Origin of the sequence: Klebsiella sp. K5-306, assembly GCF_051835185.1 — a bacterium.
GTDB lineage: Bacteria > Pseudomonadota > Gammaproteobacteria > Enterobacterales > Enterobacteriaceae > Klebsiella > Klebsiella oxytoca.
Genome location: NZ_JAIFJY010000002.1, coordinates 153,737 through 179,858 on the forward strand (window position 1 = coordinate 153,737; position 26,122 = coordinate 179,858).

The following is a 26,122-nucleotide window of genomic DNA, read 5'->3' on the forward strand; positions in this document are numbered from 1 at the left end:
CCGGAGCATCAGAGAGGATCAGTTTTTCTCTGGCGGGAAAATCAGATTCAGAACAATCGCCGTGATACCGCCGGCGGCGATACCGGAGGAGAGCAGATTCTTCAGCCAGTCAGGGGCGAACTGCAGGATCAGCGGCTGCTGGGAAACGCCAAGGCCGACGGCCAGCGACAGGGCGATAATCAGGATCGCGCGGCGGTTCAGCGGCTCGCGGGAGACGATACGCACGCCGGAGGCGGCAATGGTGCCGAACATCACCAGCGTTGCGCCGCCGAGCACCGGCTCAGGAATATGCTGCACGAAGCCGCTCACCGCCGGGAACAGGCCGAGCACGATCAGCATCAGCGCGACCACAAAACCAACATAGCGGCTGGCGACGCCGGTCAACTGAATCACGCCGTTGTTCTGGCCAAAGCAGGAGTTCGGGAAGGTGTTGAATACCGCCGAAACAAACGAGTTCAGACCGTTGGCCAGCACGCCGCCCTTCAGACGCTTCATATATAGCGGGCCGGAAACCGGCTGCTCGGAAACGTCAGAGGTGGCGGTGATATCGCCGATGGTTTCCAGCGAGGTAATCATAAACACCAGCATCAGCGGCAGCAGCAGATTCCAGTCGATGCCCAGCCCGTAGTACAGCGGCGTGGGAACCATAATCAGGCTGCTTTCCGTCGGTGCGGTATTGGTTGGCAGCATATCGAGTAGCCATGCCGCCAGGTATCCGGCCGCCATCGCGATAACCAGCGAAGCGATGCGCAGATACGGGTTGCGCTGGCGGTTAAGGATAATAATCAGCGCCAGCACGATCCCCGCCAGCAGCAGGTTTTTTGGCGCGCCGAAGGTGTGGTCGGCCATGGCGGCATAGCCCCCGCCGATGGAGGTCAGGCCAACCTGAATCAGCGACAGGCCGATAATCATTACCACCACGCCGGAGACCAGCGGAGTGATTATGCGGCGGGCGAGATGCAGAACGCGCGAGAGAACCATCTCCGTGCAGCTGGCCAGCATCAGGGTGCCGAACAGCGCGGCCATCATGGTCGGAACATCGGCGCCGCCGGTTTTCAGCGCGGTTCCGCCCATAATCAGCGGAGCGACGAAGTTAAAGCTGGTGCCCTGAATCGAAAGCAGACCAGAACCCACCGGGCCCCAGGCTTTAATTTGAATGATGGATGCCACGCCGGAGGCGAACAGGGACATGCTGATGATGTGTTGTGTATCCTGAGCCGGGAGGCCCAGAGCCTGACAAATTAACAGCGCCGGAGTGATAACCGCGACAAACATCGCCAGCAGGTGCTGGAACGCGGCGAACAGCGTTTGCGGTAGCGGCGGGCGGTCTTCAAGGCGGTAGATTAATTCGCTGGTTTGCTTATGCGCAACCGGTTGCGCATTTTCTGATTCTGCGGTGTTAACGGACATCACAACAATCCCAAAGGTGGCAAAGCGGGGATTTTATCGGACTGTAGACCAAAAGCAAACGTTTGCCACTCTTTAGCGGCAAATATTTATGCAGGGAATAGGTGTCAAATATTTATTAACATTTTGTATGCTTGATCGCATCATTATCCCTACAAAATATCTTTTCCTGTCCTTTTTTCCGTACTTCTGCTTAAAATCCCTTCCCGATTACTCATGATGAGAAGCAATCGACACCGGGAATTTCGTCGCGTGTGAATGGATCATGCGCCTATAAGGAGCTCTTTTTATGTTTCATCTCGATACCTTATCGACGCTCGTTGCCGCAACATTAGTGTTGCTACTAGGAAGAAAACTCGTTCAAACCGTCCCTTTCCTGAAGAAATACACTATTCCTGAGCCCGTGGCGGGCGGTCTGCTGGTCGCTCTGGCGCTGCTGGTATTAAAGAAAAGCATGGATATCGAAATTGATTTCGATATGAGCCTGAAAGACCCGCTGATGCTGGCTTTCTTCGCCACTATCGGCCTGAATGCCAACCTCGCCAGCCTGCGCTCTGGCGGCAAAGTGGTGGGGACATTCCTGATCGTGGTGGTGGGGCTGCTGCTGCTGCAAAACGCCCTCGGTATCGGCATGGCGAAGCTGCTGGGCCTCGACCCGCTGATGGGGCTGCTGGCCGGTTCGATTACCCTTTCCGGCGGCCACGGTACCGGCGCGGCGTGGAGTAAACTGTTTATTGAGCGCTATGGCTTTGTCAACGCCACCGAAGTGGCTATGGCTTGCGCAACCTTCGGTCTCGTTCTTGGCGGCCTGATCGGCGGGCCGGTGGCGCGCTATCTGGTCAAACACTCTTCATCACCGGACGGCACGCCGGACGATCAGCTCGCGCCGACCGCGTTTGAAAAGCCGGATATGGGGCGCATGATCACGTCGCTGGTGCTGATTGAGAGCATCGCACTGATCGCCATCTGTTTGACGGTAGGGAAGATCGTTGCGCAACTGTTGGCGGGGACCGTATTCGAACTGCCTACCTTCGTTTGCGTGCTGTTTATCGGCGTTATCCTCAGCAATAGCCTGTCAGCACTTGGCCTGTACCGCGTATTCGACCGCGCGGTGTCGGTGCTGGGTAACGTCAGCCTGTCGCTATTCCTGGCGATGGCCCTGATGAGCCTCAAGCTGTGGGAGCTGGCGTCGCTGGCGCTGCCGATGATTGCCATTCTGGCGGTGCAGACGATAGCAATGGCGCTGTATGCGGTGTTTGTGACCTATCGAATGATGGGTAAAAACTACGATGCCGCGGTGCTGGCCGCCGGCCACTGTGGTTTCGGCCTCGGCGCGACGCCGACGGCGATTGCCAATATGCAGGCGATTACCGATCGTTTCGGTCCGTCGCATATGGCGTTTCTGGTAGTGCCGATGGTAGGGGCGTTCTTTATCGATATCGTTAACGCGCTGGTGATTAAGCTCTATCTGCTGCTGCCGGTATTTGGCTGATAAAAACCCGGAGGCGGTGCGCTACGGGATTATGCGGTCTGCGGGCTGTGTAGCCCGCCTAAGGCGTTTACGCCGCAACCCGGGGATACCCCGGGATTTATGCGTCGGCGCGGTTTCTCCCCGGTTCGCGCTGCGCTTAGTCGGGCTACGGGGTGTGCGGTCTGCGGGTTGTATCCCGGCTAAGGCGTTTACGCCGCCAGCCGGGAATACCTCAACAATCTTACGCTTCGTCGTGCTCTTCCCACGCCAGCGCGCGTTTTACCGCCTTCTTCCAGCCGCTGTAGCGATAGTTACGCTCGGTGGTTTCAATTCCCGGACGGAACTCGCGCTCGATCACGGCTTTCTCCTGCAGCTCATCCAGATTCTGCCAGAAGCCCACCGCCAGACCGGCCAGATAGGCTGCGCCCAGCGCCGTGACTTCGCGGACTTCCGGGCGTTCTACGCGGGTGCCGAGAATATCGGACTGGAACTGCATCAGGAAGTTGTTGGCGACCGCGCCGCCGTCAACGCGCAGGGCGTGCAGACGGATCCCGGAGTCAGCCTGCATCGCTTCCAGCACGTCGCGGGTCTGATAGGCGATCGATTCCAGCGTGGCGCGAATAATATGGTTGGAATTGACGCCGCGGGTCAGGCCGAAGATCGCCCCGCGGGCATACGGGTCCCAGTAAGGCGCGCCGAGCCCGGTAAACGCCGGAACCACGTACACGCCGTTGGTATCCTTCACTTTGGTGGCGAAATATTCGGAATCGAACGCGTCGCTAATCAGCTTCATCTCATCGCGCAGCCACTGAATGGAGGCGCCCGCCATAAATACCGCGCCTTCCAGCGCATAGTTCACTTCACCGCGCGGGCCGCAGGCGATAGTCGTCAGCAGGCCGTGCGTTGATGCCACCGCTTTCTCGCCGGTATTCATCAGCATAAAGCAGCCGGTGCCGTAGGTGTTTTTCGCCATCCCCTCTTTAACGCACAGCTGGCCGAATAGCGCCGCCTGCTGGTCGCCCGCGATGCCGGCGATCGGAATACGCGTGCCGCCCTTACCGCCGATGTTGGTCTGGCCGTACACTTCGGAAGATTTGCGCACTTCCGGCAGCATGGCGCGCGGAATATCCAGCGCGTCGAGCATTTTGTCGTCCCAGTCCAGTTCGTGGATATTGAACAGCATGGTACGCGAGGCGTTGGTGTAGTCGGTAACGTGAACGCGTCCCTGGGTCATTTTCCAGATAAGCCAGGTGTCTACTGTGCCGAACAGCAGCTCGCCGCGTTTTGCGCGCTCGCGCGCACCTTCGACGTGGTCAAGGATCCACTTCACTTTGGTTCCGGAGAAGTAGGGGTCAACCACCAGGCCAGTTGCCTTACGGATGTACTCTTCCATGCCGTCGCGCTTGAGCTGTTCGCAGATCTCGGCGGTACGGCGGCACTGCCAGACGATGGCGTTATAAATCGGCTTACCGGTTTCGCGCTCCCACACGATGGCGGTTTCACGCTGGTTGGTAATGCCGATCGCGGCGATTTCATCGGAACTGATATCGGCCTTTGCCAGCACTTCAACCAGCGTAGAGCTTTGCGATGCCCAGATTTCCATCGGGTCGTGCTCAACCCAGCCTGGACGCGGATAAATTTGTTCGAATTCTCGCTGAGAGACGCTGACGATATTGGCATCGTGATCCATTACCACGGCGCGGGAGCTGGTGGTGCCCTGGTCGAGCGCTACGATATATTTTTTGTCGGTCATAGTATGAGTCCCGTAGTCAGATTACAGCGAAGCTTTGTGTTGTGTCGTAGAGGGAGATGCGGCTTCTTTCTCTTCAACGACGCAGGTGTCGCAAGGCAGGTGGCGGCCAATCAGCTTGCGGTAGCAGAATGCGCCCAGCGCAGCACCGACGATTGGCGCACACAGCGGCACCAGAAAATAAGGAATATCTTTGCCGCCCGTGAAGGCGACGTTGCCCCAGCCTGCCAGCCAGGCGAAGGCTTTCGGTCCGATATCACGCGCCGGGTTCATGGCGAAGCCGGTCAGCGGGCCCATGGATGCGCCAATGACGGCGATCAGCAGACCAATCAGCAGCGGCGCCAGCGGGCCGCGCGGCACGCCGTTGCCATCATCGGTCAGCGCCAGAATGACGCCCATCAGGATAGCGGTAATCACCATTTCTACCGCGAAGGCCTGCACAAAATTGATATGCGGGTTTGGATAGGTAGAGAAAATACCTGCCAGCTCAAGACTTTCGACGCTACCGCGCACCATATTGTGGGTATGTTCGAAATCGAAGAAAAGATTGTAATAAAGCCCGTAAACTAAAGCCGCAGCGCAAAAGGCGCCAGCGAATTGCGCAATGATAAAAGGAACAACTTTACGACCGTCAAAGCAGGCGAACAGCCACAGCGCGATGGTCACCGCCGGGTTAAGGTGCGCACCGGAAACCCCTGCGGTCAGGTAAATCGCCATGGCGACGCCCAGACCCCAGATGATGCTGATTTCCCACTGACCGAAGCTGGCTCCCGCGACCTTAAGCGCAGCGACGCACCCAACGCCGAAAAAGATCAACAACCCGGTACCGAGGAACTCTGCGATGCACTGGCCTTTTAGTGTTGATGTTTGGCTCATAATCGAATCCTGAAGCGAAGTGATGATTATTGTATGTGTGAAGGTCGCAGGCGACCACGCTGCCATGTAGGCATAGTGTTAATTTATCGTTAACGAACAAAAACGAGAAATATCGAAATTCAAATGTGTGTACCTCGTCAAGAAAATGAGCGTTTTCGCGCCATAAACGCGTGTTCGGTCATTTGCGGGAGCGTTTCACCGCTCATTTTTTTAACGAGGTGATAAACAATTACGAAAAAGTACCGGGTAAAAGCGGCGAACGGACCAGGTAAAGACTGAAAAGTGTTGCAAACCGCAATCTACGCGGGTTGTCGCTGGACAGGGGCGGCGGGGCTTCATACAATCGACTACATCACCACTGTAGTGCGCTAATTTTCGTTAAGGCGTCAACGCGTATACGAAACGGACGGTTTCTATCAACGCCTTGCAAGTTCAGGAGAGGTATGACGATGTCATTAGAAGTGTTTGAGAAATTAGAATCTAAAGTTCAGCAGGCGATTGATACCATCACTCTGTTACAGATGGAAATCGAAGAGCTGAAAGAAAAGAACAATACGCTGGCGCAGGAAGTACAGAGCGCCCAGCATAGCCGTGAAGAGCTTGAGCGTGAAAACGGTCAGCTTAAAGAACAGCAGCAGGGCTGGCAGGATCGTCTGCAGGCGCTGCTGGGCCGTATGGAAGAAGTCTAATGCTTCCCGCCTCCTCCCGTTCGGGAGGAGGCAAACTCACCTCGCTCTATATACTCACAAGTTATAGCCAATCTTTTTTTATTCTTTAATCATCAGTCTGCTTTCTGGCACGCTTAATCCATCACAACACTACATATAGAGAGCGGTGCGATGAATAAGTGGGGCGTGGGGTTAACTCTGTTGCTGGCATCCGCCAGCGTTCTGGCAAAAGACATTCAGCTATTAAACGTTTCTTACGATCCGACGCGCGAGCTGTACGAACAGTACAACAAAGCCTTTAGCGCGCACTGGAAGCAAGAAACCGGCGACAACGTGGTGATTCGTCAGTCACACGGCGGCTCCGGCAAACAGGCGACCTCGGTGATCAACGGCATTGAAGCCGATGTGGTGACCCTTGCGCTGGCCTATGACGTCGATGCGATCGCCGAGCGTGGACGAATCGACAAAAACTGGCTGAAGCGTCTGCCGGATAACTCCGCGCCGTATACCTCAACCATCGTGTTCCTCGTACGTAAAGGTAACCCGAAGCAGATTCATGACTGGAACGACCTGATCAAACCGGGCGTGTCGGTGATTACCCCGAACCCGAAAAGCTCCGGCGGCGCGCGCTGGAACTATCTGGCGGCCTGGGGCTATGCCCTGCACCAGAACAACGGTGACCAGGCTAAGGCGCAGGAGTTCGTAAAAGCGCTGTTTAAGAACGTCGAAGTACTGGATTCCGGCGCCCGCGGTTCGACCAACACCTTTGTGGAACGCGGGATCGGCGATGTGCTGATTGCCTGGGAAAACGAAGCCCTGCTGGCGACCAACGAACTGGGTAAAGACAAATTCGAGATCGTCACCCCGAGCGAATCGATTCTGGCCGAGCCGACCGTTTCCGTGGTGGATAAAGTGGTCGACAAAAAGGGCACTCGCCAGGTGGCGGAAGCGTATCTGAAGTATCTCTACTCGCCGGAAGGCCAGGAGATTGCGGCGAAGAACTTCTATCGTCCGCGTGACCCAGAAATCGCGAAAAAATACGCGGATGAGTTCCCGAAACTGAAGCTGTTCACCATCGATGACGTGTTTGGCGGCTGGACTAAAGCGCAGAAAGAGCACTTCTCCAACGGCGGCACCTTTGACCAGATCAACCAGCGTTAAATAGTCTCTCCTTATCCCCGCTCGCGCTGCGCGTAGCGGGGCGACAACGCTTGTCGCCCGGGTAAGGCGTAAGCCGCGACCCGGGGCAGAGTAGTCTGGTAGCCCGCTCAGGCGCGTTAAGCACCGCTTCCGGCAAAACTCACCGTACCTCCTCCCGTTTTCATTTAGTCATCAAACTGCGCTACTCTTCCGTTTCTGGCTGAGACAGGAAAAAATAATGCGAAGAGTACGACCCCTTTTATTAGCGCTGGTGGTGGTGGTTGTGGCGGCGATGGCTGGCGGCTACTACTGGCTTCATTCCGGCAACCGTGACGCGTTGCGTCACATTGTTCTGCAACAGTGCGTCCCTCATCAACAGCAGAATCACAATCCCGCGCCCTGCGCGGAAGTGAACCTGAAGGGCGGCTATGTCCTGTTTAAGGACCGCAATGGCCCGCTGCAGTATTTGCTGATGCCAACCTACCGTATCAACGGCACTGAAAGCCCGCTGCTGCTTGAACCGCTGACGCCGAACTTCTTCTGGCAAGCCTGGCAGGGACGCGAAATCATGAGCCAGCACCGTGGCTCTGCCGTACCGGATGAGGCGGTCTCGCTGGCCATCAACTCGCGCAGCGGACGCACGCAAAATCATTTCCATATTCATATCTCCTGCCTGCGACCTGATGTGCGCCATCAGCTGGATAGCCAGGCTGCCGCTATCAGCAGCCGCTGGTTACCGCTGCCCGGTGGGCTCATGGGCCATGAATATCTGGCGCGCCGCGTAACCGAAACCGAACTGGCGCAGCGCAGTCCGTTCCTGATGCTGGCTGAAGAGGTGCCGGAAGCGAGAGAACATATGGGCCGTTTCGCGCTGGCGATGGCGAAGCAGAGCGACGGCTCGCTGCTGCTGCTGGCAACCGAGCGTAACCTGCTGACGCTGAATCGCGCATCGGCAGAAGAGGTTCAGGACCATAGCTGCGCCATTCTCGCATCCCGTTAATTTTCTTTACGTTCCCGCTATTCATTATCTCCTTGATTCTTATCCCGGTTTAACGCCGGGGTAGGATCGGGTGCATAAAAATATGTGAAACCGATCAAAAGATATAAAGGTATACCTTTATATCTTTTTGAGGGTGGTTACACTCTCTTCATAGCCTCTATTGCGTGTCGGACAGGCGGCTTATTTATAAAAACGTTTTTATTTCATGTAGTGACATCATTAATTGTTTCCTCTATTTGCGCGGCTAAGCGTAAAGGAATATCAACATGAAACTTTCTATCGTGGAAAAACTCGGCTTCGGCGCAGGAGATATGGCGATAAACGTTGTGATCATCGCCATGCAGCTGCTTCTCGCCTATTTTTATACCGATATCTACGGCCTGAGCGCCGCTGATGTTGGCGTACTTTTCGTGGTTGTGCGGATGATCGATGCCATTATCGATCCGGCCATGGGCGTCCTTACCGATAAGCTGAATACGCGCTGGGGACGCTATCGCCCGTGGCTGCTGTGGTTTGCCATCCCTTTTGGCTTCGCCGTTTATTTAATGTTTATCACGCCTGATATGGTTTATATGGCTAAGCTGGCGTGGGCCTATGGCACCTATATTCTGATGACCCTGGTCTATACCGCTATCACTATTCCCTATATCTCGATGATTGGCGTGATTACCAGCGATCCCGTGGAACGGCTAAGCGCAAACGGCTATCGCTTTGTGATGACCAAAATTGCCGCTTTTCTGGTGACTATTGTCGTCCCGATGCTTGCCGTCTGGCTTGGGCAGGGCAACAAGGCCCTGGGTTACCAGTTTTCTATGGGGCTAATGGGCGCGATGGGGGCCCTGCTGTTTATCTTCTGTTTTCTCACCACTCGTGAACGTAGCGAGCCGGAAATTACTTCGCTATCGGTAGGGAAGCAGTTTAAGTATCTGTTACGTAACGATCAGTGGATTATTCTTGGGGTTGTTATTTTACTGCTGATGTGCGGTTACGTTATTCGCGGTTCCGTCGCGGCCTATTATGCCAAGTATTATCTTAATGGCGGCGATAGCCTGATTTCACCTTTTCTGACTACCGGTGTTGTCGCCTCTATTCTGGCGATGATCGCCACCACCTGGATAACTAAATTCTGGGATAAGATTAAGATGTTCCGCTACACCCAGATTATTACCTTTGTACTAAGCGCGCTGATGTATTTCTTCGTTGGGCGTGAAAATCTTATCCTGGCATTTACGTTCTATTTTCTTATTAATTTCTTCTGCGATATGCAAATGCCGGTGTTCTGGTCCTCTATCGCCGAAGCGGTGGATTATGGCGAAAAGAAAACCGGGCTGCGGGTATCCGGCCTCGCGTTTGGCGGCATTCTCTTCTTCCAGAAGTTTGGTATGGGGATCGCGGGGGGCGTACTGGGATTTCTGCTGAGCCACTTTGGCTATCAGGCCGACGTTGAACAGAGCGCGCGTTCGCTCACCGGTATTGCGCTGATGATGACGCTCATTCCGGCCCTTTTCCATCTTGCGGTTGGGCTACTTATGAAAAAGTATCTGATTAATAACGAATATTATCGTGATATTCAGCTAGCCCTTGCGCAAAAACAGGCATAAGGAGGCGTAAATGAATGCCATGAATAAGGTTTGGGCGATCGGCGACGCCTCCGTAGACCTGGTACCGGAAAAACAGAACAGCTACCTGAAATGTCCCGGAGGCGCTTCGGCGAACGTGGGGGTCTGCGTTGCCAGGCTGGGCGGAACGTGCGGTTTTATCGGCTGCCTTGGCGACGATGACGCCGGGCATTTCCTGCGCCAGGTTTTTCAGGATAACGGCGTCGATGTCTCTTCGCTGCGGCTGGATGCGAGCCTGACCAGCGCGGTACTGATTGTCAATCTGACGGCTGACGGCGAGCGCAGCTTTACCTATCTGGTACATCCGGGGGCTGATACCTTCGTTTCACCTCAGGATCTGCCGACGTTCAGAAAATACGAATGGTTTTACTTTAGCTCCATTGGTCTCACCGACAGCCCCGCTCGCGAGGCATGCCTTGAGGGCGCGCGAAGAATGCGGGAGGCCGGCGGCTACGTTCTGTTTGATGTCAACTTGCGCAGCAAGATGTGGCGCAATGCCGCTGAGATCCCTGACCTGATCGCCCGCTCCGCTGCGCTGGCGTCTATCTGCAAAGTCTCGGCAGATGAGCTGTGTCAGCTGAGCGGCGCCAGCCATTGGCAGGATGCGCGGTATTACATGCGCGATCTGGGCTGCGAGACCACCATCATTTCGTTGGGGGCCGAAGGGGCGTTGCTCATCACCGCCGAGGGAGAGTTCCTTTTTCCTGCCCCGCGCGTGGAGGTCGTCGATACCACCGGAGCCGGTGATGCCTTTGTTGGCGGCCTGCTGTTCACGCTTTCCCGCGAAAACCACTGGAATCATGCCCTGCTGGCGGAGGCGATCAGCAATGCCAACGCCTGCGGAGCGATGGCGGTGACGGCAAAAGGGGCAATGACTGCTCTGCCGTTTCCCGACCAGCTCAATACTTTTCTGTCCAGCCGTTCGCTGGCACAAGCCATGACCGTGAAATAAGGAGTCATCATGCACGTTGATCAAAACAAAATACTGGGATGCCTGGTGGGTGCCGCCGCCGCGGACGCGATGGGCGCGGCGACGGAAGTACGGACTCAGCAGCAAATTAAGGACTATTTCGGCGGCTGGGTGACGACCTTTCAAAAACCGCCAGCGGATACGTTTGGTCGCTGTAACGAAGCGGGTATGTGCACGGATGATTTTATTCAGGCGAAATACATTATGGACGCGCTGCTGCGCCACCAGCGCCAGGTCAGCGATGAGGCGATGCGCGAAGCCTTTCAGCAGTGGCTGGATTACCCTTACTACGCCAACTTTACCGGCCCGACAACGCGTGCGGCAATGAAAGCGATATTCAATGACCATCGCGCCTCTTTGCAGGGTGATCTTGAAGGCGAAAAGCAGTCGGTACAGATTATTAATAAGGGAAACGCGGAAGCCACCAACGGCGCCGCCATGAAGATTTGGCCTGCGGCGGTACTGCATCCGGGAGATATTGATGCGGCGATTCACTGCGCGCTGCAGATTTGCCGCTTTACGCATAATAACGTGCTGGCGATGTCCGGCGCAGCGGCGATGGCGGCGGCAACCAGCGAAGCGTTACGATCGCAGACCAATGCGGACACCATTATTGCCGCCGGTATTTATGGCGCGCAAAGAGGCTATCTGCTGGCGCAGGATCAAGGGGCGATGATGGTGGCAGGCCCATCCGTTGCCCGACGCATCGAACTGGCCGTGGCTATCGGTCAACGGCATCGTCATTGGGAAACGGCGGTGGTGGAACTTGCCGATATTATTGGTTCCGGGCTGCACGTCAGCGAAGCCGTACCGGCGGCCTTTGGCCTGTTCGCGTGTTGTCCGAATTCTGCCGTAGATGCTATTATCTCCGGCGTTAATATCGGCAATGATACTGATACTGTCGCTACCATGGTCGGAGCGATTTCCGGCGCATTCCATGGCGTGGAGGCTTTTCCCGCCGATTATTTAACGACCGTGGATCGTATGAATCATTTCGATTTGGCACAACTGGCCAGGCAAATCGCAGGGTAGCGAATTCACCCTGCCGGGGACGGTAAAACGTCCCCTGCTGGCGAAGACGTGAGGTGCGCAGTTTGCAGGTTGATAAAACGAGCTTTACTCCGCTTTATAAGCAACTATTTTTTATCATCTGTCAGCAGATTCAGAATGGGTCCTTGCCGTTAGGCAGCCAGCTGCCGACGCAAAAAGAGGTTGCCAGAGCCTATAACGTCTCGCTCATCGTGGTTAAACAGGCCTGGAGCGAATTAATCAATGCGGGCATTATTTCGTCCCAGCGCGGAAGCGGATCGGTAGTGTGCTCTGTGCCGGAGGGAGTAAGCTACGGCCACACGTTTCGCGGCATTACCAGCGATCTTCAGGATGCCAGCGTCGAGATAGAGAACCGTATTCTTGAGATCGCGCCGCGTCGCGCACGTGACGCTCAGGCAGATGGTTTGAGCCTGCCCGCCCATCATCATTATCTCTATATCTCGCGTATTCGTTGCCTGAACAATCGCCCGTTTAACCATGAAAAGATCTATCTCGATCTTAGCTTCTTTCCCAATCTGCAGCTCACGCCAGAGGCGCTGGAGCATACGTCGCTTTATTCGCTATTAAACGTCACCAGTGACTCGGCGACTGAAAAGGTGGAGGCGATCTTACCTTCCGCCGACCTGTGCGAAAAGCTGCAGATTGCGGCGAATAAACCACTATTATCCGTCGCCAGACAGACGTTTCAGGCCGGGCATAACAGCCCTTTCGAATATTGCCGCTATTACGTGCTGTCGGAATACTTTGGCGAAATTCATTATCACTAATCTGCCCGCACCAGAGTTGTCATAACCCCCACTATATCTGGCGTTTACCTGCCCTGTTGTCCGTCGTATTCTTGCTGAAAAAACCGACAGGAGACAGGTATGTCGCTCTGGTTGTCCCATCCTCTGTTCCTTCCTTCAATTATCGTTGGCCTCACTATCCTGCTTTGGGCGACATCGCTCCTGCCGGAGTTTATGACCGCGCTGCTGTTTTTTGCCGCAGCGATGATCGCTAAAATCGCGCCGCCGGAGGTGATTTTCGGCGGCTTCGCGTCGTCGGCATTCTGGCTGGTGTTCAGCGGCTTTGTGCTGGGGATCGCTATCCGCAAAACCGGGCTGGCGGACAGGGCGGCACGGGCGCTTTCGTCGCGTCTGACGGATTCCTGGCCGCTGATGGTCGGCAGCGTGGTGCTGCTCAGCTATGCGCTGGCGTTTGTGATGCCGTCCAATATGGGGCGCATCGCGCTGCTGATGCCGATTGTGGCGGCAATGGCCAGGCGTGCCGGTATTGAAGAGGGAACGCGCCCCTGGTTTGGCCTGGCGCTGGCGGTGGGGTTCGGTACCTTCCAGCTGTCTGCCACTATTTTACCGGCGAACGTCCCGAATCTGGTGATGAGCGGCGCGGCGGAGGGATCGTACGGTATCCATCTGAATTATCTGCCCTATTTACTGCTGCATACGCCGGTGCTCGGCTGGCTCAAGGGGGCGGCGCTGATCGTGCTGATATGCTGGCTGTTCCCGGGGAAACCGCATCCGCCGCGCGATCTGTCGCCGCTGCCGCCGATGAGCCGCGATGAGAAGCGCCTTGCCTGGCTGCTGGTCGTGGTGCTGACGCTCTGGGTGACGGAGAGCTGGCACGGCATAGGGCCAGCCTGGACGGGGCTGGCGGCGGCGGTGATAACGCTGCTGCCGCGAGTCGGTTTTATCCGCGGCGAGGAGTTTTCCAGCGGCGTGAACATCCGCACCTGTATTTACGTCGCCGGAATTTTGGGGCTGGCAATCACCGTGACCCAGACCGGGATCGGCGGTGTGGTGGGGAATGCCCTGCTGCAGATTATGCCGCTGGATAAAGAGAGCCCGTTTACCAGCTTTCTCGCGCTGACCGGTATTACCAGCGCGCTAAACTTTATTATGACCGCGAACGGCGTACCGGCGCTGTATACCACTTTCGCACAGAGCTTCTCCGATGCGACCGGCTTCCCGCTGCTGAGCGTGATTATGATTCAGGTGCTGGGATACTCCACGCCGCTGTTGCCGTATCAGGCGTCACCGATTGTAGTGGCGATGGGGCTAGGGAAAGTACCTGCACGGGCGGGAATGCTGCTGTGTATTGCGCTGGCGGCGGTGAGCTATTTAATTCTGCTGCCGCTGGACTATCTGTGGTATCAGGCGTTGGGCAAACTGTAGCCTGTTTCGTTCGGGGATTTTCCCGGAGGCGGCGCTGCGCACCTGTCCGGGCTACCAGGCACTCCCCGGTTGCGAAGCGCGACCGGGGAGTGCCTGTAAAGCGAATTACGCTTTTTTCGCGGCTTCTGCTGCTTTAACGATTACCGCGAAAGCGTCCGCTTTCAGGGATGCGCCGCCAACCAGCGCGCCGTCGATGTCCGGCTGGGTGAACAGTTCTGCTGCGTTGCCCGCGTTAACGGAACCGCCGTACTGGATAATGACTTGTTCAGCCACTTTCGCATCGGCTTTCGCAATGTGATCGCGGATGAATTTGTGTACTGCCTGAGCCTGAGCCGGGGTAGCGGATTTGCCGGTACCGATCGCCCATACCGGTTCGTAAGCGATAACCGCGCCTTCGAACGCCGCCGCGCCCTGGGTTTTCAGAACGGCGTCGATCTGACGTGCGCACACTTCTTCGGTTTTGCCCGCTTCGTTTTCCGCTTCGGTTTCACCGATGCACAGTACCGGGATCAGGCCCTGCTCTTTCAGTACCGCGAATTTCTTAGCGATAAACTCGTCGGACTCTTTGTGGTAGGTACGACGCTCGGAGTGGCCGATGATGATGTATTCAGCGCCGATGTCTTTCAGCATTTCGGCAGAGGTTTCGCCGGTGAATGCGCCGGACAGGTTCAGATCAACGTTCTGCGCGCCCAGGTGAATGTGGCTGCCGGCAGCGGCTTGTTTAGCCAGGTCGATGTACATCTCAGGCGGAGCAATGGCAACTGCACAGCCGGTAACGCCTGCCAGTTCGGTACGCAGGTTCGCGACCAGTTCGTTTACCATGTGGCGGCTGCCGTTCAGTTTCCAGTTACCCATCACTAAAGGATGTCGCATTTTTATTCTCCACGCTTTAAAGCGAATTAAGGAATATAGCCGCCCCCGCGGGCAGCATGGTCTGTGAAACAGTATAGAGATTCATCACTGGAAAGGCTTTGCTTTTTGTCATTTATTGTTGTTTTCCAGCGTTTCAGATAGCGCCAGCTTAATCGGTTCAACAGCGAAGGTCAGCCCCTTTTCGCCGTTGTCCGCCACCACATAGCGTACTGCGCCTTCGGTTTCCGAAAAGTACCGTTTGCCTTTTCCGGCGGCCAGCAGCTTTTGTAGCTTCTGTTGGCTCTGCGCCTGGCTGAGCGTCGGCACGAACGCGCGCATGACGGCGCTCATATACTCGAGGGCCCGGGCTTTCGCTGCTTTCTGCTGCGGCCCCTGAATCGGCAGCCAGGTTATCTGCATCGATTTAATTTTAAGCGTACCGCGCTCAAGCGCGGTCGAGGCATAAAGATTGTCGTTGATCCTGGTGGCGGCGCGGGTCAAATTCGCCTGGTCTTTACTGGAGGCGACGGCGCGAAACTCATTGAGCAAAAGCCTCGGGTTATCGGTATTGAATTTTTCCCGAAACGCGCTGATGGAGATATCAAACACCGGCGCGCCGGAGAGAAGATAGGGCGCCGTAGCGGCGGAGTCAGGCTCGGCGGACAACGCATTTTGGCCGACGGATAGCGCCGTCAGCCCAATTAAATATAAAGTTGCCCACTTCTTCATGCCCATCTTTCCTTTTTTTGTCTGCCGACGATTAAAACGAGAACCGTCACGCTTGTCAAAAAGTCACGCCTTCAGGGTAAACTACGTCGGTGATGATGATAAGGAATAAAACATGACCCTACAGCAGTGGCTATTCTCAATTAAAGGGCGGATTGGACGTCGCGACTTCTGGATCTGGATTGCTATCTGGATTGCGACCATGAGCGCGCTGTTCACGCTGGCTGGCAGTAACCTACTCAACTTACAGACCGCGGCGTTTATTCTGGTATGCCTGCTGTGGCCGACGGCGGCGGTGACCGTTAAACGTCTGCACGACCGGGGGAAATCCGGCCTCTGGGCGCTGCTGATGATTCTGGCGTGGATGCTGCTGGCGGGTAACTGGTCGATGCTGCCGGGCGTCTGGCAGTGGGGCGTCGGGCGGTTTATACCGACGCTGATTATCGTGATGATGCTTATCGACCTGGGGGCGTTTGTCGGCACCCAGGGGGCAAATAAGTTTGGCAAAGAGACGCTGGACGTGCGCTGGAAAGCGGAGCCCTGATTACCAGTAGTGTTCGGCGGTCATATGACCCGGTCGGCGGCGCAGATGCTTGCTCATCTGCCGGGTCTCTTTCAGCAGCTGCTGAGTGTCGCGCACCATCTGCGGGTTACCGCACAGCATGACGTGGCTACTCTCGGCGTTCATTGGCAGGCCGACGGCCTCTTCCAGCGCGCCGGTTTCAATCAGGAACGGGATACGTCCCGTGAGCATGCCCGGCGCGGTTTCCCGACTGACGACCGACTGGATGCGCAGCTTGCCCGCATAGCGCGCTTCCAGCGCCTGCATCTGCGGCAGATAGCTGAGATCCGCGGCATAGCGCGCGGCGTGCACCAGTACGAGATTTTTAAAACGATCCAGGTCCTTCCCTTCTTCGAGAATTGACAGATACGGGCCAATCGCCGTGCCGGTGGCGAGCATCCACAGGGTGTCGCAATCCGGCACCTCTTCGAGCACGAAGAAGCCGGCCGCTTCGCTGACCACCTGCACTTCATCGCCCGGCTTCAGCGCCGCCAGCCGTGGGCTAAGTTTGCCTTCCGGAACCGTCACCAGGTAGAACTCAAGATCGGGATTACTGGGAGCATTGACGTAGGAATAGGCGCGCTGCACGCGTTCACCGTCGACATCCAGCCCCAGTTTGGCAAACTGCCCTGCGGTGAACGGTTCAACCGGTGCGTGAACGATGAGGCTAAACAGTGCATCCGTCCAGTTTTGAACTTTTACGACTTTGCCTGTAACCCAGTTTGCCATAGCGTCTCTCCTCTCAATCCTGTTAGCGTATCTTCACCGCGACGAGAGCAGATTTCCAGCCCGAAAAGGCTGGAAAGCTCTATTGATCAAATGTTTTACAGGATGTGTAGCTGGATATCCGGATCTTTGCGATCGAGATAATGAATCGACTGAATTCGGCGGATAGTGCGGGATTTACCGCGGATCAGTAGGGTTTCGGTGGTGGCCATATTACCTTTACGGGTAATACCGTCCAGCAGATCGCCTTTGGTGATGCCCGTCGCCGAGAAAACGACGTTGTCGCTGCGCGCCATATCGTCCAGACGCAGCACTTTGCCTGCTTCGATGCCCATGGCCTGACAGCGTGCCAGCTCGTTCTCGCCGATGCGGCGGTTCTCTTCACTGTCGCCCTTAACGTGGTGGCGCGCCAGCAGACGACCGTGCATATCGCCGTCCAGCGCGCGGATCACCGCCGCTGAAACGACCCCTTCCGGGGCACCGCCGATACCGTACATAACGTCAACTTCGCTATCCGGCATGCAGGTCAGAATAGAGGCGGCAACGTCGCCGTCGGGAATAGCAAATACGCGCACGCCCAGTTTTTGCAGCTCAACGATGACCTCGTCATGGCGCGGCTTGGCTAAGATGGTAACGGTTAATTCACTTAGTGGCTTATTCAGCGCGCGGGCGATGTTTTGCAAGTTTTCCGCCAGCGGCAGGTTCAGATCGATGGTGCCTTTCGCGCCCGGACCGACAATCAGCTTTTCCATGTACATATCCGGCGCGTTCAGGAAACAGCCTTTATCGCCTACCGCCATCACCGCCAGCGCGTTGGCCTGGCCCATCGCCGTCATGCGGGTGCCTTCAATGGGATCGACGGCGATGTCTACCGCATCACCGTTGCCGGTACCGACGCGTTCGCCTATATACAGCATCGGCGCTTCGTCGATTTCGCCTTCGCCAATCACGATAGTACCGTCGATGTTGATCAGGTTGAGCATAATGCGCATGGCGTTGACGGCGGCGCCGTCGGCGGTGTTTTTATCACCACGGCCTAACCATTTATAGCCTGCCAGCGCGGCGGCTTCGGTGACGCGCGAAAATTCGATGGCCAGTTCTCGTTTCATAATCCACTCATCTGAATAAAAAATTATGCGCAGCGTGGCGGGATAACGTGCGCGCTACGCGTTGGAATAGCGTTCGGTTTCCGGCATCCAGCGCTCGATAAGCGCCTGGGCCTGCTGAGGATATCTTTCGTGTATATGACGGGCGATGCGCTGAACTTCGGGGATCATGGCCTGATCGCGCATTAAATCTGCGACTTTGAATTCAGCGTTGCCGGTCTGGCGCGTGCCGAGGAGCTCGCCGGGACCGCGAATTTCCAGGTCTTTCTGGGCAATGACGAAGCCGTCGTTGCTATCGCGCAGAACCTGCAGGCGCTTCTGCGCGGTTTTAGAAAGCGGCGATTTATAGAGCAGCACGCAGTGTGAGGCCACCGCACCGCGCCCGACGCGCCCTCTGAGCTGGTGCAGCTGAGCCAGCCCCAGACGCTCAGGGTTTTCGATGATCATCAGGCTGGAATTAGGCACGTCCACGCCGACCTCAATTACCGTGGTGGCGACCAGTAGATGCAGCTCGCCCTGCTTGAACGCGCTCATGACCGCCTGTTTCTCGGCAGATTTCATGCGCCCGTGCACCAGGCCGATATTCAGCTCCGGCAGCGCCAGCTTCAGCTCTTCCCAGGTGGCTTCCGCCGCCTGGGCCTCCAGCAGATCCGACTCTTCAATCAGCGTACAAACCCAGTAGGCCTGGCGACCCTCGTGAGTACAGGCGTTCCGTACCCGGTCGATAATATCGCTGCGGCGGGTATCCGGGATGGCTACCGTCGTAACCGGCGTACGGCCCGGCGGCAGTTCATCGATGACCGAGGTGTCGAGATCGGCATAAGCGGTCATCGCCAGGGTCCGCGGAATCGGCGTCGCGGTCATAATCAGCTGGTGCGGATGAAAGCCCTGCTGTTGGCCTTTCTCCCATAGCGCCAGCCGCTGATGGACGCCGAAACGATGCTGTTCGTCGATAATCACCAACGCGAGGCCGTTAAACTGGACCTGTTCCTGAAAGATGGCGTGGGTACCGACCACCATCTGCACCTGTCCGCTGGCGATAGCCTCCTGCTGCGCCAGGCGCGCTTTGCCTTTTTGTTTGCCCGCCAGCCAGCCTACTTCAACGCCCAGCGGTTCAAACCAGCTGCGGAAGTTATTGGCATGCTGCTCAGCCAGCAGTTCTGTCGGCGCCATCAGCGCCACCTGCTTGCCGTGCGCGATGGCGCGCAGGGCGGCCAGCGCGGCAACCAGGGTTTTACCGGAGCCAACATCCCCCTGCACCAGACGCATCATTGGCACGTCCAGCGCCATATCGCGCTCAATTTCAGCCGTGACGCGCGCCTGCGCGCCGGTCGGCGTAAAGGGGAGAGAGGCCAGCAGCTTGTCTTTTAGCGTGTCGTTAGCGCTGAGCGAGAGAGCGTGGTAGCGCTGAGCGCCTGCCCGCAGCGCCAGCATGCTGAGGTTATGCGCCAGCAGCTCTTCCAGGATTAAGCGTCGCTGAGCCGGATGTTTGCCGCTTTCCAGCTCGCTAAGCTGTAAAGAGGGCGGCGGGCGATGCAGCGTGCGCAAGGCGTCAGGCAGGCTCATCATCCCCTGCGCCAGCTCCGGCGGCAGCAGCTCGGCGATAGCGCAGGTTTCAAGCAGCTCCAGCGCCTGGTCGGTGAGCTTACGCAGCGTAGCCTGCTTGATGCCTTCGGTGGTGGGATAAACCGGGGTCAGCGTTTCCTGTAAATCAGGGGTACTCATATCACCCTGAACCCGATATTCCGGGTGGATCATCTCCGCCCCGTGCTTACCGCGCTTAGCCTCTCCGTAGGCCAGCACGCGACGCCCGGTTGCCAGGCTATTTTTCATCGCTGCGCTGAAGTTAAAAAAGCGCATGGTGAGGATGCCGGAGCCGTCGCTTATCTGGCAGGTCATCATCCGGCGGCCGCCGAAAGTGATATTGCAGTTAAGAACTTCGCCTTCAACGGTGGCGTAAACGCCGGGCAGCAGTTCACCGATTTGATACAGATGGGTGCGGTCTTCGTAGCGTAGCGGCAGGTGCAGAAGCAGATCCTGCACCGTGTGCAGGCCGATTTTCGCCAGTCGGCTGCTCTGTGCCGCGCCAACGCCGGTTAGGGTATTAAGGGGGACGGCATCTAACAGGCGACCTTGCATCGTTTTTATCCTGCAGCCTGCATAGTGGCCCACCACGTGGCATCGGCTTCGACTTCGCCCAGCTCGTTGACGTGGGGGTAGGGTAGACCTTTACGTTTTGCGACCTTCGCCAGCACCGGATAGCCGCCTTCAAACAGCAGACGCTGCTGGTCTTCTTTCGGCAGCATGCTGTTGTCGCGCAGATACATGCCGGCGTTCTGCCGCTGGCGCTGGGCTTCATACAGAATAAGCGCCGAGGCGACGGAAACGTTCAGCGACTGCACCATGCCAATCATCGGAATAATGATGTCCTGATCCGCCAGGTCCAGCGCTTCCTGAGTAATGCCGGTTTTCTCCTGGCCCATCAGGATACAGGTGGGGCGGGTATAGTCGATTTCACGAAAATCAACGGCGTTATCAGAGAGATGGGTTGCCAGAATCTGCATGCCCTGGCCTTTTAAATGCGTGACGGCATCGCCAATAGTACGATGGGTTTTCACCTGCACCCAGCTATTGCTGCCTGCGGCTGCGGAGGCCATGGTACGCATACGGCTACCGGGCCAGATGGCGTGCACTTCATGCACGCCAACGGCGTCTGCGGTACGAATAATCGCAGAGACGTTATGAGGCTTATGGACCTGCTCCATGCAGACCGTCAGGTCAGGCTGACGCCTGGCGAGCATCTCGCAGATACGCGCATAACGCTGTAAATTCATTACACTTCATCCTTCGAATGACTCTTTAATCGCTGCGGATTACTCGGCCCATCCCTGGGCCTCGCCCCTTACGGAGCCGCTGTAAGCAGCGTTCAAATCTGCTCCTGGCAGATTTGTCATTCGCTTGCCGCCTTGATGCAATTCGAATGATTTTGTGTCAGAGCTAATTTCGGTTACGGGTGACTTTTATCACATCCGGCATGACGCGAATTTTGCGCATAATATTCGCCAGATGCACGCGGTCGCGCGCGGTGAGGCGAATAAAGGCGCTGTAAACGCGGCCATCTTTCTCTTCCGTATTCAGGCTTTGAATATTGGAAGAGGCGGTGTTGATTGCGGCGGTAAGATTCGCCAGGGCACCCTGATGGTTGAACATATCCACCTTAATTTCGGTGATAAATTCCTGCGCCGTCTCTTTGTCCCACTCAACCGCCATAAATTTCTCCGGCTCTTTCTGGTAGCCGCGAATGTTACGACAGGACTCGTGGTGAATAACCAGGCCTTTGCCCGGGCTGACGTGCGCAATAATCGGGTCGCCGGGAATCGGACGGCAGCACTTGGCAAAGGTGATCAGCACGCCATCCGCGCCTTTAATCGGCAGATGGTTATGGCCGACAGGCGCCGGCTGTACAGGCACGGCTGTGGTTTCACCCTGCTGCAGGTTTTTTGCTACGACGACGCTCATGGCGTTACCGAGGCCAATTTCGGCCAGCAGATCGTCAAGCGTTGCCAGCTTCATACGGTCAAGTTCGCGCTGAATGTTCTCTGGCGGAATTTCGGCCAGCTTGCGGCTGCCGCCGAGCGCGTGATTAAGCAGGCGTCGCCCGAGGCTAACGGAATCGTCGCGCTTGAGGTTTTTCAGCAGTTGGCGAATTTTGGCGCGCGCTTTAGAGCTGACGACAAAGTTCAGCCACGCGGCGTTCGGACGAGCGCCCGGCGCGGTGATGATCTCCACCGTCTGGCCGCTGGAGAGCGACTGCGACAGGGGATATGGCTGGCGGTCGACGCGCGCGCCGACGCAGGCATGGCCGATATCGGTATGCACCGCGTAGGCGAAGTCCACCGGCGTCGCGCCAGCGGGCAGTTCGACGATGCGCCCTTCCGGGGTGAAAACGTAAATCTCATCCGGGAACAGATCGGATTTCACGCTCTCAATAAATTCAAATGAGCTACCGGCGCTCTGCTGGAGCTCCAGCAGGCTCTGCATCCAGCGCTGAGCGCGGATTTGCGCCGTGGTACTGCTTTCGCCGCCGTGCTCTTTATAAGCCCAGTGCGCCGCAACCCCCATTTCCGCCATCTGGTCCATGTCTTCGGTACGAATTTGTACCTCAACCGGGACGCCGTGCGGGCCGATCATCGAGGTGTGCAAAGATTGATAGCCGTTCGCCTTTGGAATGGCAATGTAGTCTTTGACGCGGCCTGGACGCGGCTTGTAAAGGCTGTGCATCTGGCCTAGCACGCGATAGCAGGTGTCAGAATCATGGACAATCACGCGGAAGGCGTAGATATCCATAATCGAGTGAAAACGCTGCTCTTTGAGCACCATCTTGCAGTAGATGGAGTACAAATGCTTTTCGCGACCGCTAACGCGACAGGGTATTCCCGCTTCCTGCAAACGCCCTTCGATTTCGGAGAGGATTTTTTGAATCATCTCTTTACGGTTGCCGCGCGCTGCTTTAACTACCTCTTTAATAACGCGGTAGCGGTTAGGATACAGCGCCTCAAAGCCCAGCTCTTCGAGCTCGGTTTTGATGTGATGAATACCTAAACGGTGCGCCAGAGGGCTGTAGATTTCCAGCGTTTCGCGGGCGATGCGGCGGCGCTTATCCGGGCGCAATGAGCCCAGCGTGCGCATGTTGTGGGTGCGGTCAGCAAGCTTGATAAGGATGACGCGAATATCCTGCACCATCGCCATAATCATTTTGCGAAAGTTTTCGGCCTGAGCCTCTTTCTTGTCGCGAAACTTTAGCTTATCAAGTTTTGACACCCCCTCTACCAGTTCTGCAACGCTTTTGCCAAAAAGCTGCTCCATATCCTGATAGGTGGCGGGGGTATCTTCTATCACGTCGTGCAGCAGGGCAGCCATCAGCGTTTCATGGTCGAGCTTCATCTCGGCCAGGATACAGGCTACCGCTACCGGGTGCGTGATATAGGGTTCACCGCTTGAACGTGTCTGGCCCTCGTGAGCGTCACGTGCAACGAGATAAGCCTGCCGAAGGCGTTTGATTTGCTCTTCGGGCAGGTAGTTTTGAATCAGCTGATTCAGGCTTTCAAACAGATACAAGGGCGACCCGCTGTGTGATTAACGACGACCTTCAGCAATAGCGGTAACGGCTTGTAATTCAGCGGCTTCCTGCTCTTGCTGTTCCTGGCGCTCGCGAACGTCGAGGATCTTGTTGTTGATCAGACCTTCTTCGATTTCGCGCAGTGCGATAACGGTAGTTTTATCGTTTTCTTCCGGTACCAGCGGATCCTTTCCGCCTACCTGCATCTGACGAGCGCGACGCGCGGCGACCAGTACCAGGTCAAAACGGTTACCAATTTTCTCTACAGCGTCCTGAACAGTTACGCGTGCCATACTTAAAATGCTCCACAGGTGAAGAAATGACTGGGCATGATACTGAATGTGGGTTCAGTCTGCCAACAGTTTGGTGATTAAAGCGCCATGTCGCTGCTTTTGGCGGCTCATGCGCAGACGTTCGGCGCGAATAATAATTTTCAGATCGCTCAGCGCGGTATCAAAATCATCATTCACAATCAGGTAATCATATTCCGCGTAATGGCTCATTTCTGCAACTGCCTGTGCCATACGTTTCGCGATAACCTCTTCGCTATCCTGACCGCGGCCGCGCAGGCGACGATCAAGCTCATCTTTTGACGGCGGCAGAATAAAAATGCTGCGTGCGCCGGGCATTCTGTTGCGGATTTGCTGTGCGCCCTGCCAGTCGATATCAAGGAAGACGTCGACGCCGGTCGCCAGTACCTGCTCGATAGCTTCGCGCGAGGTGCCGTAATAGTTGCCAAAGACTTCTGCATGTTCAAGAAAAGCGTCTTCGCCAATCATCGTCCTGAATTCGTCGTGATTGACAAAGAAATAGTGTTCACCGTGCACTTCACCCGGGCGCGGAGCGCGTGTGGTATGCGAAACAGAAACCTGAGAGTCGTACAACGGTTGGGTTTTTAATAAAGCCTGAATCAGGCTGGATTTACCCGCGCCGCTAGGGGCGGAAACAATATAAAGCGTGCCTTGAGCCATGAGTGTCTTTTGTATGTGATGGTCGAAATAGAGCTTACATACGAGCCTATTATACACGCCGCCGCTGCGTGACGCAGTCCCTGTCACACTTTTTGCATTTTTTCTTTCATTTTGCTTGCCGTTTCCCTGATTTCTCCGGGCATTGCAGAAACAACATAGAAAACCTGGACGTCTGCTCGCAGCCTTAAAAATCCCCTATCGCCGATGAAAATACGCCTGCGGCACAATTCCCGGCGAATAAACAGGAGGGCATCGCGATGCAAAAAGGAATCCAGGCGCTGGTGCTGTGGATGCTGGTGGGATACGCGCAGGCAGCCTGCCCCGCGTGGCCGCAGGCGAGGGCCGAACAGGAAATGGAACGCCTCAGCCAGCAGATAACGGAATGGAAAAACGCCTACTGGCAGCAGGGGAATAGTGCGGTAAGCGATGAAGTCTATGACCAGCTGGCGGAGCGGCTGGCGTTCTGGCGGCGCTGCTTCACCGGCGAGGCTCCCGCTCACGATGCTCTTCCGCCGCTGAGGGGGGATGTCAGGCATCCGGTCGCGCACACCGGCGTGCGTAAACTGCCGGACCGCGCTGCGGTGGCGCGCTGGATGCGCGGTCAATCCGGCCTGTGGGTACAGCCTAAAGTCGATGGCGTCGCAGTGACTCTGGTCTATCGACAGGGGCGCCTAGTGCAGGCAATAAGCCGGGGGAATGGTCTGGCCGGAGAAGACTGGACGGCCAGGGTTTTACAGATCCCCTCCGTGCCTAAAGTCTCTGACGGTGCACTGGCCAATAGCGTTCTGCAGGGAGAACTGTTCCTGCTTCGCGCGGGGCATGTGCAAAAGCAGATGGGGGGCATGAACGCGCGCGCAAAGGTGGCCGGCATGATGATGCGCCAGCAGGCTGCGGCGGAACTTAATCAACTGGGCATCTTTATCTGGGCATGGCCCGATGGTCCGCAGGAGATGCAACAGCGGCTGGCGCTGCTGCGGCAGGGCGGCTTTGTTTACAGCGCGCGCTTTTCGCATCCTGTCGCGAATGCGCAGCAGGTGGAACAGTGGCGCCAGCGTTGGTTTACTTCGCCGCTGCCTTTTGCCAGCGATGGCGTAGTGGTGCGGCGGGGAAAAGAGTCAGCCGGGCGCTTCTGGGTACCGGGACAGGGTGATTGGGTTATCGCCTGGAAATATCCTCCTGCCTCACGGGTTATGGAGGTTCGCGGTATCAGCTTCAGCATCGGGCGTAGCGGTAAAATAGCGGTGGTGGCGCATCTGGAGCCGCAGCTGCTGGACGATAAGCGCGTGCAGCGGGTGAACGTCGGCTCGGTATCCCGCTGGTCCACTCTGGATATCGGTATTGGCGATCAGCTGCAAATCAGCCTTGCCGGGCAGGGAATTCCGCGCATCGATTCGGTCGTCTGGCGCACGGCGGAGCGTAATAAACCCCAGCCGCCGGCGGCACGGTACAATGCCTTAACCTGCTATTTCGCCACGCCAGAGTGCGCGGAGCAGTTTCTCTCGCGGCTGGTCTGGCTCTCATCCCGCTCGATTCTCAATATTGACGGCGCGGGAGAGACGCTGTGGCGGACACTGCACGATGCCCGCGGCATGGAGCATCTCTTTTCATGGCTGGCTTTTACGCCGGAACAGCTGCAAGCCATACCAGGTATCTCCGCGCAGCGCGGGCAGCGGCTGTGGCATCAGTTCAATCTTGCGCGCGAACGGCCTTTTCTACGCTGGATCCAGGCGATGGGAGTGCCCATACCGAAGACGGCTTTTGTCAGACTGGAGGAGGACAGCTGGCGGCAGATGCAGGATCGAAACGAAGAGCAGTGGCAACGGCTGCCGGGCGTCGGGGCTGAAAGGGCGCGGCAGCTGGTGACGTTCTTACATCACCCGGATGTTGCCGCGCTGGCGAAGTGGCTGAGCGGGCAACGCATTCCGGGGTTCTGAAAGT

Annotated in this window: 23 protein-coding genes; 11 read left to right on the top strand and 12 right to left on the bottom strand. The window is 56.6% G+C overall.

Going from position 1 to position 26,122, the window contains the following annotated elements; translation table 11 throughout:
• Positions 1-18: 18 nt before the first annotated feature.
• Positions 19-1,410 carry a nucleobase:cation symporter-2 family protein gene (locus K2184_RS04410; RefSeq protein ID WP_004106976.1) on the bottom strand — a complete coding sequence of 464 codons (1,392 nt, stop codon included), beginning with the start codon at positions 1,408-1,410 and terminating at the stop codon, positions 19-21.
• Between the two features lie 286 nt (positions 1,411-1,696).
• Here K2184_RS04410 and gltS point away from each other — a divergent pair, with 286 nt between their 5' ends.
• A complete protein-coding gene (gene gltS / locus K2184_RS04415; RefSeq protein ID WP_004116504.1) occupies positions 1,697-2,899 on the top strand; it encodes a sodium/glutamate symporter in 1,203 nt (400 codons plus the stop codon).
• A 220-nt stretch (positions 2,900-3,119) separates the two neighbouring features.
• On the opposite strand, the gene glpK is transcribed toward gltS, so the two are convergent.
• A complete protein-coding gene (gene glpK, locus K2184_RS04420; protein ID WP_004106971.1) occupies positions 3,120-4,631 on the bottom strand; it encodes a glycerol kinase GlpK in 1,512 nt (503 codons plus the stop codon).
• 21 nt (positions 4,632-4,652) lie between these two features.
• Positions 4,653-5,504, bottom strand: coding sequence for an MIP/aquaporin family protein (locus K2184_RS04425; RefSeq protein ID WP_004106970.1), 852 nt, complete (start codon positions 5,502-5,504; stop codon positions 4,653-4,655).
• A 443-nt stretch (positions 5,505-5,947) separates the two neighbouring features.
• On the opposite strand from K2184_RS04425, the gene zapB reads away from it, so the two are divergent.
• From zapB to K2184_RS04465, 8 genes are all read left to right on the top strand, one after another.
• Positions 5,948-6,193, top strand: a complete 246-nt coding sequence (zapB, locus tag K2184_RS04430; protein WP_009652751.1) for a septal ring assembly protein ZapB — start codon at positions 5,948-5,950, stop codon at positions 6,191-6,193.
• Between the two features lie 150 nt (positions 6,194-6,343).
• Entirely contained in the window at positions 6,344-7,333 is a 990-nt protein-coding gene (locus K2184_RS04435; RefSeq protein WP_004106966.1) for a sulfate ABC transporter substrate-binding protein, read from the top strand.
• 217 nt (positions 7,334-7,550) lie between these two features.
• On the top strand, positions 7,551-8,312 hold the full coding sequence (locus tag K2184_RS04440) for a CDP-diacylglycerol diphosphatase (RefSeq protein WP_004116499.1): 762 nt from the start codon (positions 7,551-7,553) through the stop codon (positions 8,310-8,312).
• Positions 8,313-8,578: 266 nt separating this feature from the next.
• Positions 8,579-9,913, top strand: a complete 1,335-nt coding sequence (locus K2184_RS04445) for an MFS transporter (protein WP_123830047.1) — start codon at positions 8,579-8,581, stop codon at positions 9,911-9,913.
• Between the two features lie 10 nt (positions 9,914-9,923).
• Complete coding sequence (locus K2184_RS04450) at positions 9,924-10,883, top strand: aminoimidazole riboside kinase (protein ID WP_004106956.1); 960 nt, start codon at positions 9,924-9,926, stop codon at positions 10,881-10,883.
• A gap of 9 nt (positions 10,884-10,892) precedes the next feature.
• Positions 10,893-11,933 carry an ADP-ribosylglycohydrolase family protein gene (locus K2184_RS04455; RefSeq protein WP_004106952.1) on the top strand — a complete coding sequence of 347 codons (1,041 nt, stop codon included), beginning with the start codon at positions 10,893-10,895 and terminating at the stop codon, positions 11,931-11,933.
• 62 nt (positions 11,934-11,995) lie between these two features.
• Complete coding sequence (locus K2184_RS04460; RefSeq protein WP_004106944.1) at positions 11,996-12,718, top strand: GntR family transcriptional regulator; 723 nt, start codon at positions 11,996-11,998, stop codon at positions 12,716-12,718.
• A 99-nt stretch (positions 12,719-12,817) separates the two neighbouring features.
• A complete protein-coding gene (locus tag K2184_RS04465; protein ID WP_163524746.1) occupies positions 12,818-14,122 on the top strand; it encodes an SLC13 family permease in 1,305 nt (434 codons plus the stop codon).
• 105 nt (positions 14,123-14,227) lie between these two features.
• Here K2184_RS04465 and tpiA read toward each other — a convergent pair whose 3' ends face one another.
• Positions 14,228-14,995 (bottom strand): triose-phosphate isomerase, encoded by a 768-nt coding sequence (gene tpiA, locus K2184_RS04470; RefSeq protein WP_004106939.1) that lies wholly within the window; start codon positions 14,993-14,995, stop codon positions 14,228-14,230.
• Positions 14,996-15,103: 108 nt separating this feature from the next.
• Positions 15,104-15,703 (bottom strand): DUF1454 family protein, encoded by a 600-nt coding sequence (locus K2184_RS04475; protein ID WP_049127701.1) that lies wholly within the window; start codon positions 15,701-15,703, stop codon positions 15,104-15,106.
• Positions 15,704-15,815: 112 nt separating this feature from the next.
• Between K2184_RS04475 and K2184_RS04480 the strand changes: the two genes are divergently transcribed.
• A complete protein-coding gene (locus K2184_RS04480; protein WP_049127702.1) occupies positions 15,816-16,244 on the top strand; it encodes a DUF805 domain-containing protein in 429 nt (142 codons plus the stop codon).
• On the opposite strand, the gene fpr is transcribed toward K2184_RS04480, so the two are convergent.
• From fpr to gmk, 7 genes are all read right to left on the bottom strand, one after another.
• Positions 16,245-16,991: a ferredoxin--NADP(+) reductase gene (gene fpr / locus K2184_RS04485; protein ID WP_004106932.1), complete on the bottom strand. Its 747-nt coding sequence runs from the start codon at positions 16,989-16,991 to the stop codon at positions 16,245-16,247. It abuts the gene before it with no gap.
• A 95-nt stretch (positions 16,992-17,086) separates the two neighbouring features.
• On the bottom strand, positions 17,087-18,097 hold the full coding sequence (glpX, locus tag K2184_RS04490) for a class II fructose-bisphosphatase (protein WP_016809637.1): 1,011 nt from the start codon (positions 18,095-18,097) through the stop codon (positions 17,087-17,089).
• A gap of 54 nt (positions 18,098-18,151) precedes the next feature.
• Positions 18,152-20,233 carry an ATP-dependent DNA helicase RecG gene (recG, locus tag K2184_RS04495; RefSeq protein WP_004106930.1) on the bottom strand — a complete coding sequence of 694 codons (2,082 nt, stop codon included), beginning with the start codon at positions 20,231-20,233 and terminating at the stop codon, positions 18,152-18,154.
• Positions 20,234-20,238: 5 nt separating this feature from the next.
• Positions 20,239-20,928: a tRNA (guanosine(18)-2'-O)-methyltransferase TrmH gene (gene trmH / locus K2184_RS04500; protein WP_004106929.1), complete on the bottom strand. Its 690-nt coding sequence runs from the start codon at positions 20,926-20,928 to the stop codon at positions 20,239-20,241.
• 163 nt (positions 20,929-21,091) lie between these two features.
• A complete protein-coding gene (gene spoT / locus K2184_RS04505) occupies positions 21,092-23,212 on the bottom strand; it encodes a bifunctional GTP diphosphokinase/guanosine-3',5'-bis pyrophosphate 3'-pyrophosphohydrolase (protein ID WP_004106928.1) in 2,121 nt (706 codons plus the stop codon).
• 18 nt (positions 23,213-23,230) lie between these two features.
• Positions 23,231-23,506: a DNA-directed RNA polymerase subunit omega gene (rpoZ, locus tag K2184_RS04510; RefSeq protein ID WP_004106927.1), complete on the bottom strand. Its 276-nt coding sequence runs from the start codon at positions 23,504-23,506 to the stop codon at positions 23,231-23,233.
• A 54-nt stretch (positions 23,507-23,560) separates the two neighbouring features.
• Positions 23,561-24,184: a guanylate kinase gene (gene gmk, locus K2184_RS04515; protein ID WP_004106926.1), complete on the bottom strand. Its 624-nt coding sequence runs from the start codon at positions 24,182-24,184 to the stop codon at positions 23,561-23,563.
• Between the two features lie 257 nt (positions 24,185-24,441).
• Between gmk and ligB the strand changes: the two genes are divergently transcribed.
• Entirely contained in the window at positions 24,442-26,118 is a 1,677-nt protein-coding gene (gene ligB / locus K2184_RS04520) for an NAD-dependent DNA ligase LigB (RefSeq protein WP_016809634.1), read from the top strand.
• Positions 26,119-26,122: the final 4 nt, after the last annotated feature.

Bases quoted from the DNA above. Each gene is read 5' to 3' on its own strand.
- K2184_RS04410 (WP_004106976.1), bottom strand. From the start codon at position 1,410: ATGTCCGTTAACACCGCAGAATCAGAAAATGCGCAACCGGTTGCGCAT.
- gltS (WP_004116504.1), top strand. From the start codon at position 1,697: ATGTTTCATCTCGATACCTTATCGACGCTCGTTGCCGCAACATTAGTG.
- glpK (WP_004106971.1), bottom strand. From the start codon at position 4,631: ATGACCGACAAAAAATATATCGTAGCGCTCGACCAGGGCACCACCAGC.
- K2184_RS04425 (WP_004106970.1), bottom strand. From the start codon at position 5,504: ATGAGCCAAACATCAACACTAAAAGGCCAGTGCATCGCAGAGTTCCTC.
- zapB (WP_009652751.1), top strand. From the start codon at position 5,948: ATGACGATGTCATTAGAAGTGTTTGAGAAATTAGAATCTAAAGTTCAG.
- K2184_RS04435 (WP_004106966.1), top strand. From the start codon at position 6,344: ATGAATAAGTGGGGCGTGGGGTTAACTCTGTTGCTGGCATCCGCCAGC.
- K2184_RS04440 (WP_004116499.1), top strand. From the start codon at position 7,551: ATGCGAAGAGTACGACCCCTTTTATTAGCGCTGGTGGTGGTGGTTGTG.
- K2184_RS04445 (WP_123830047.1), top strand. From the start codon at position 8,579: ATGAAACTTTCTATCGTGGAAAAACTCGGCTTCGGCGCAGGAGATATG.
- K2184_RS04450 (WP_004106956.1), top strand. From the start codon at position 9,924: ATGAATGCCATGAATAAGGTTTGGGCGATCGGCGACGCCTCCGTAGAC.
- K2184_RS04455 (WP_004106952.1), top strand. From the start codon at position 10,893: ATGCACGTTGATCAAAACAAAATACTGGGATGCCTGGTGGGTGCCGCC.
- K2184_RS04465 (WP_163524746.1), top strand. From the start codon at position 12,818: ATGTCGCTCTGGTTGTCCCATCCTCTGTTCCTTCCTTCAATTATCGTT.
- tpiA (WP_004106939.1), bottom strand. From the start codon at position 14,995: ATGCGACATCCTTTAGTGATGGGTAACTGGAAACTGAACGGCAGCCGC.
- K2184_RS04475 (WP_049127701.1), bottom strand. From the start codon at position 15,703: ATGAAGAAGTGGGCAACTTTATATTTAATTGGGCTGACGGCGCTATCC.
- K2184_RS04480 (WP_049127702.1), top strand. From the start codon at position 15,816: ATGACCCTACAGCAGTGGCTATTCTCAATTAAAGGGCGGATTGGACGT.
- fpr (WP_004106932.1), bottom strand. From the start codon at position 16,991: ATGGCAAACTGGGTTACAGGCAAAGTCGTAAAAGTTCAAAACTGGACG.
- glpX (WP_016809637.1), bottom strand. From the start codon at position 18,097: ATGAAACGAGAACTGGCCATCGAATTTTCGCGCGTCACCGAAGCCGCC.
- recG (WP_004106930.1), bottom strand. From the start codon at position 20,233: ATGCAAGGTCGCCTGTTAGATGCCGTCCCCCTTAATACCCTAACCGGC.
- trmH (WP_004106929.1), bottom strand. From the start codon at position 20,928: ATGAATTTACAGCGTTATGCGCGTATCTGCGAGATGCTCGCCAGGCGT.
- rpoZ (WP_004106927.1), bottom strand. From the start codon at position 23,506: ATGGCACGCGTAACTGTTCAGGACGCTGTAGAGAAAATTGGTAACCGT.
- gmk (WP_004106926.1), bottom strand. From the start codon at position 24,184: ATGGCTCAAGGCACGCTTTATATTGTTTCCGCCCCTAGCGGCGCGGGT.
- ligB (WP_016809634.1), top strand. From the start codon at position 24,442: ATGCAAAAAGGAATCCAGGCGCTGGTGCTGTGGATGCTGGTGGGATAC.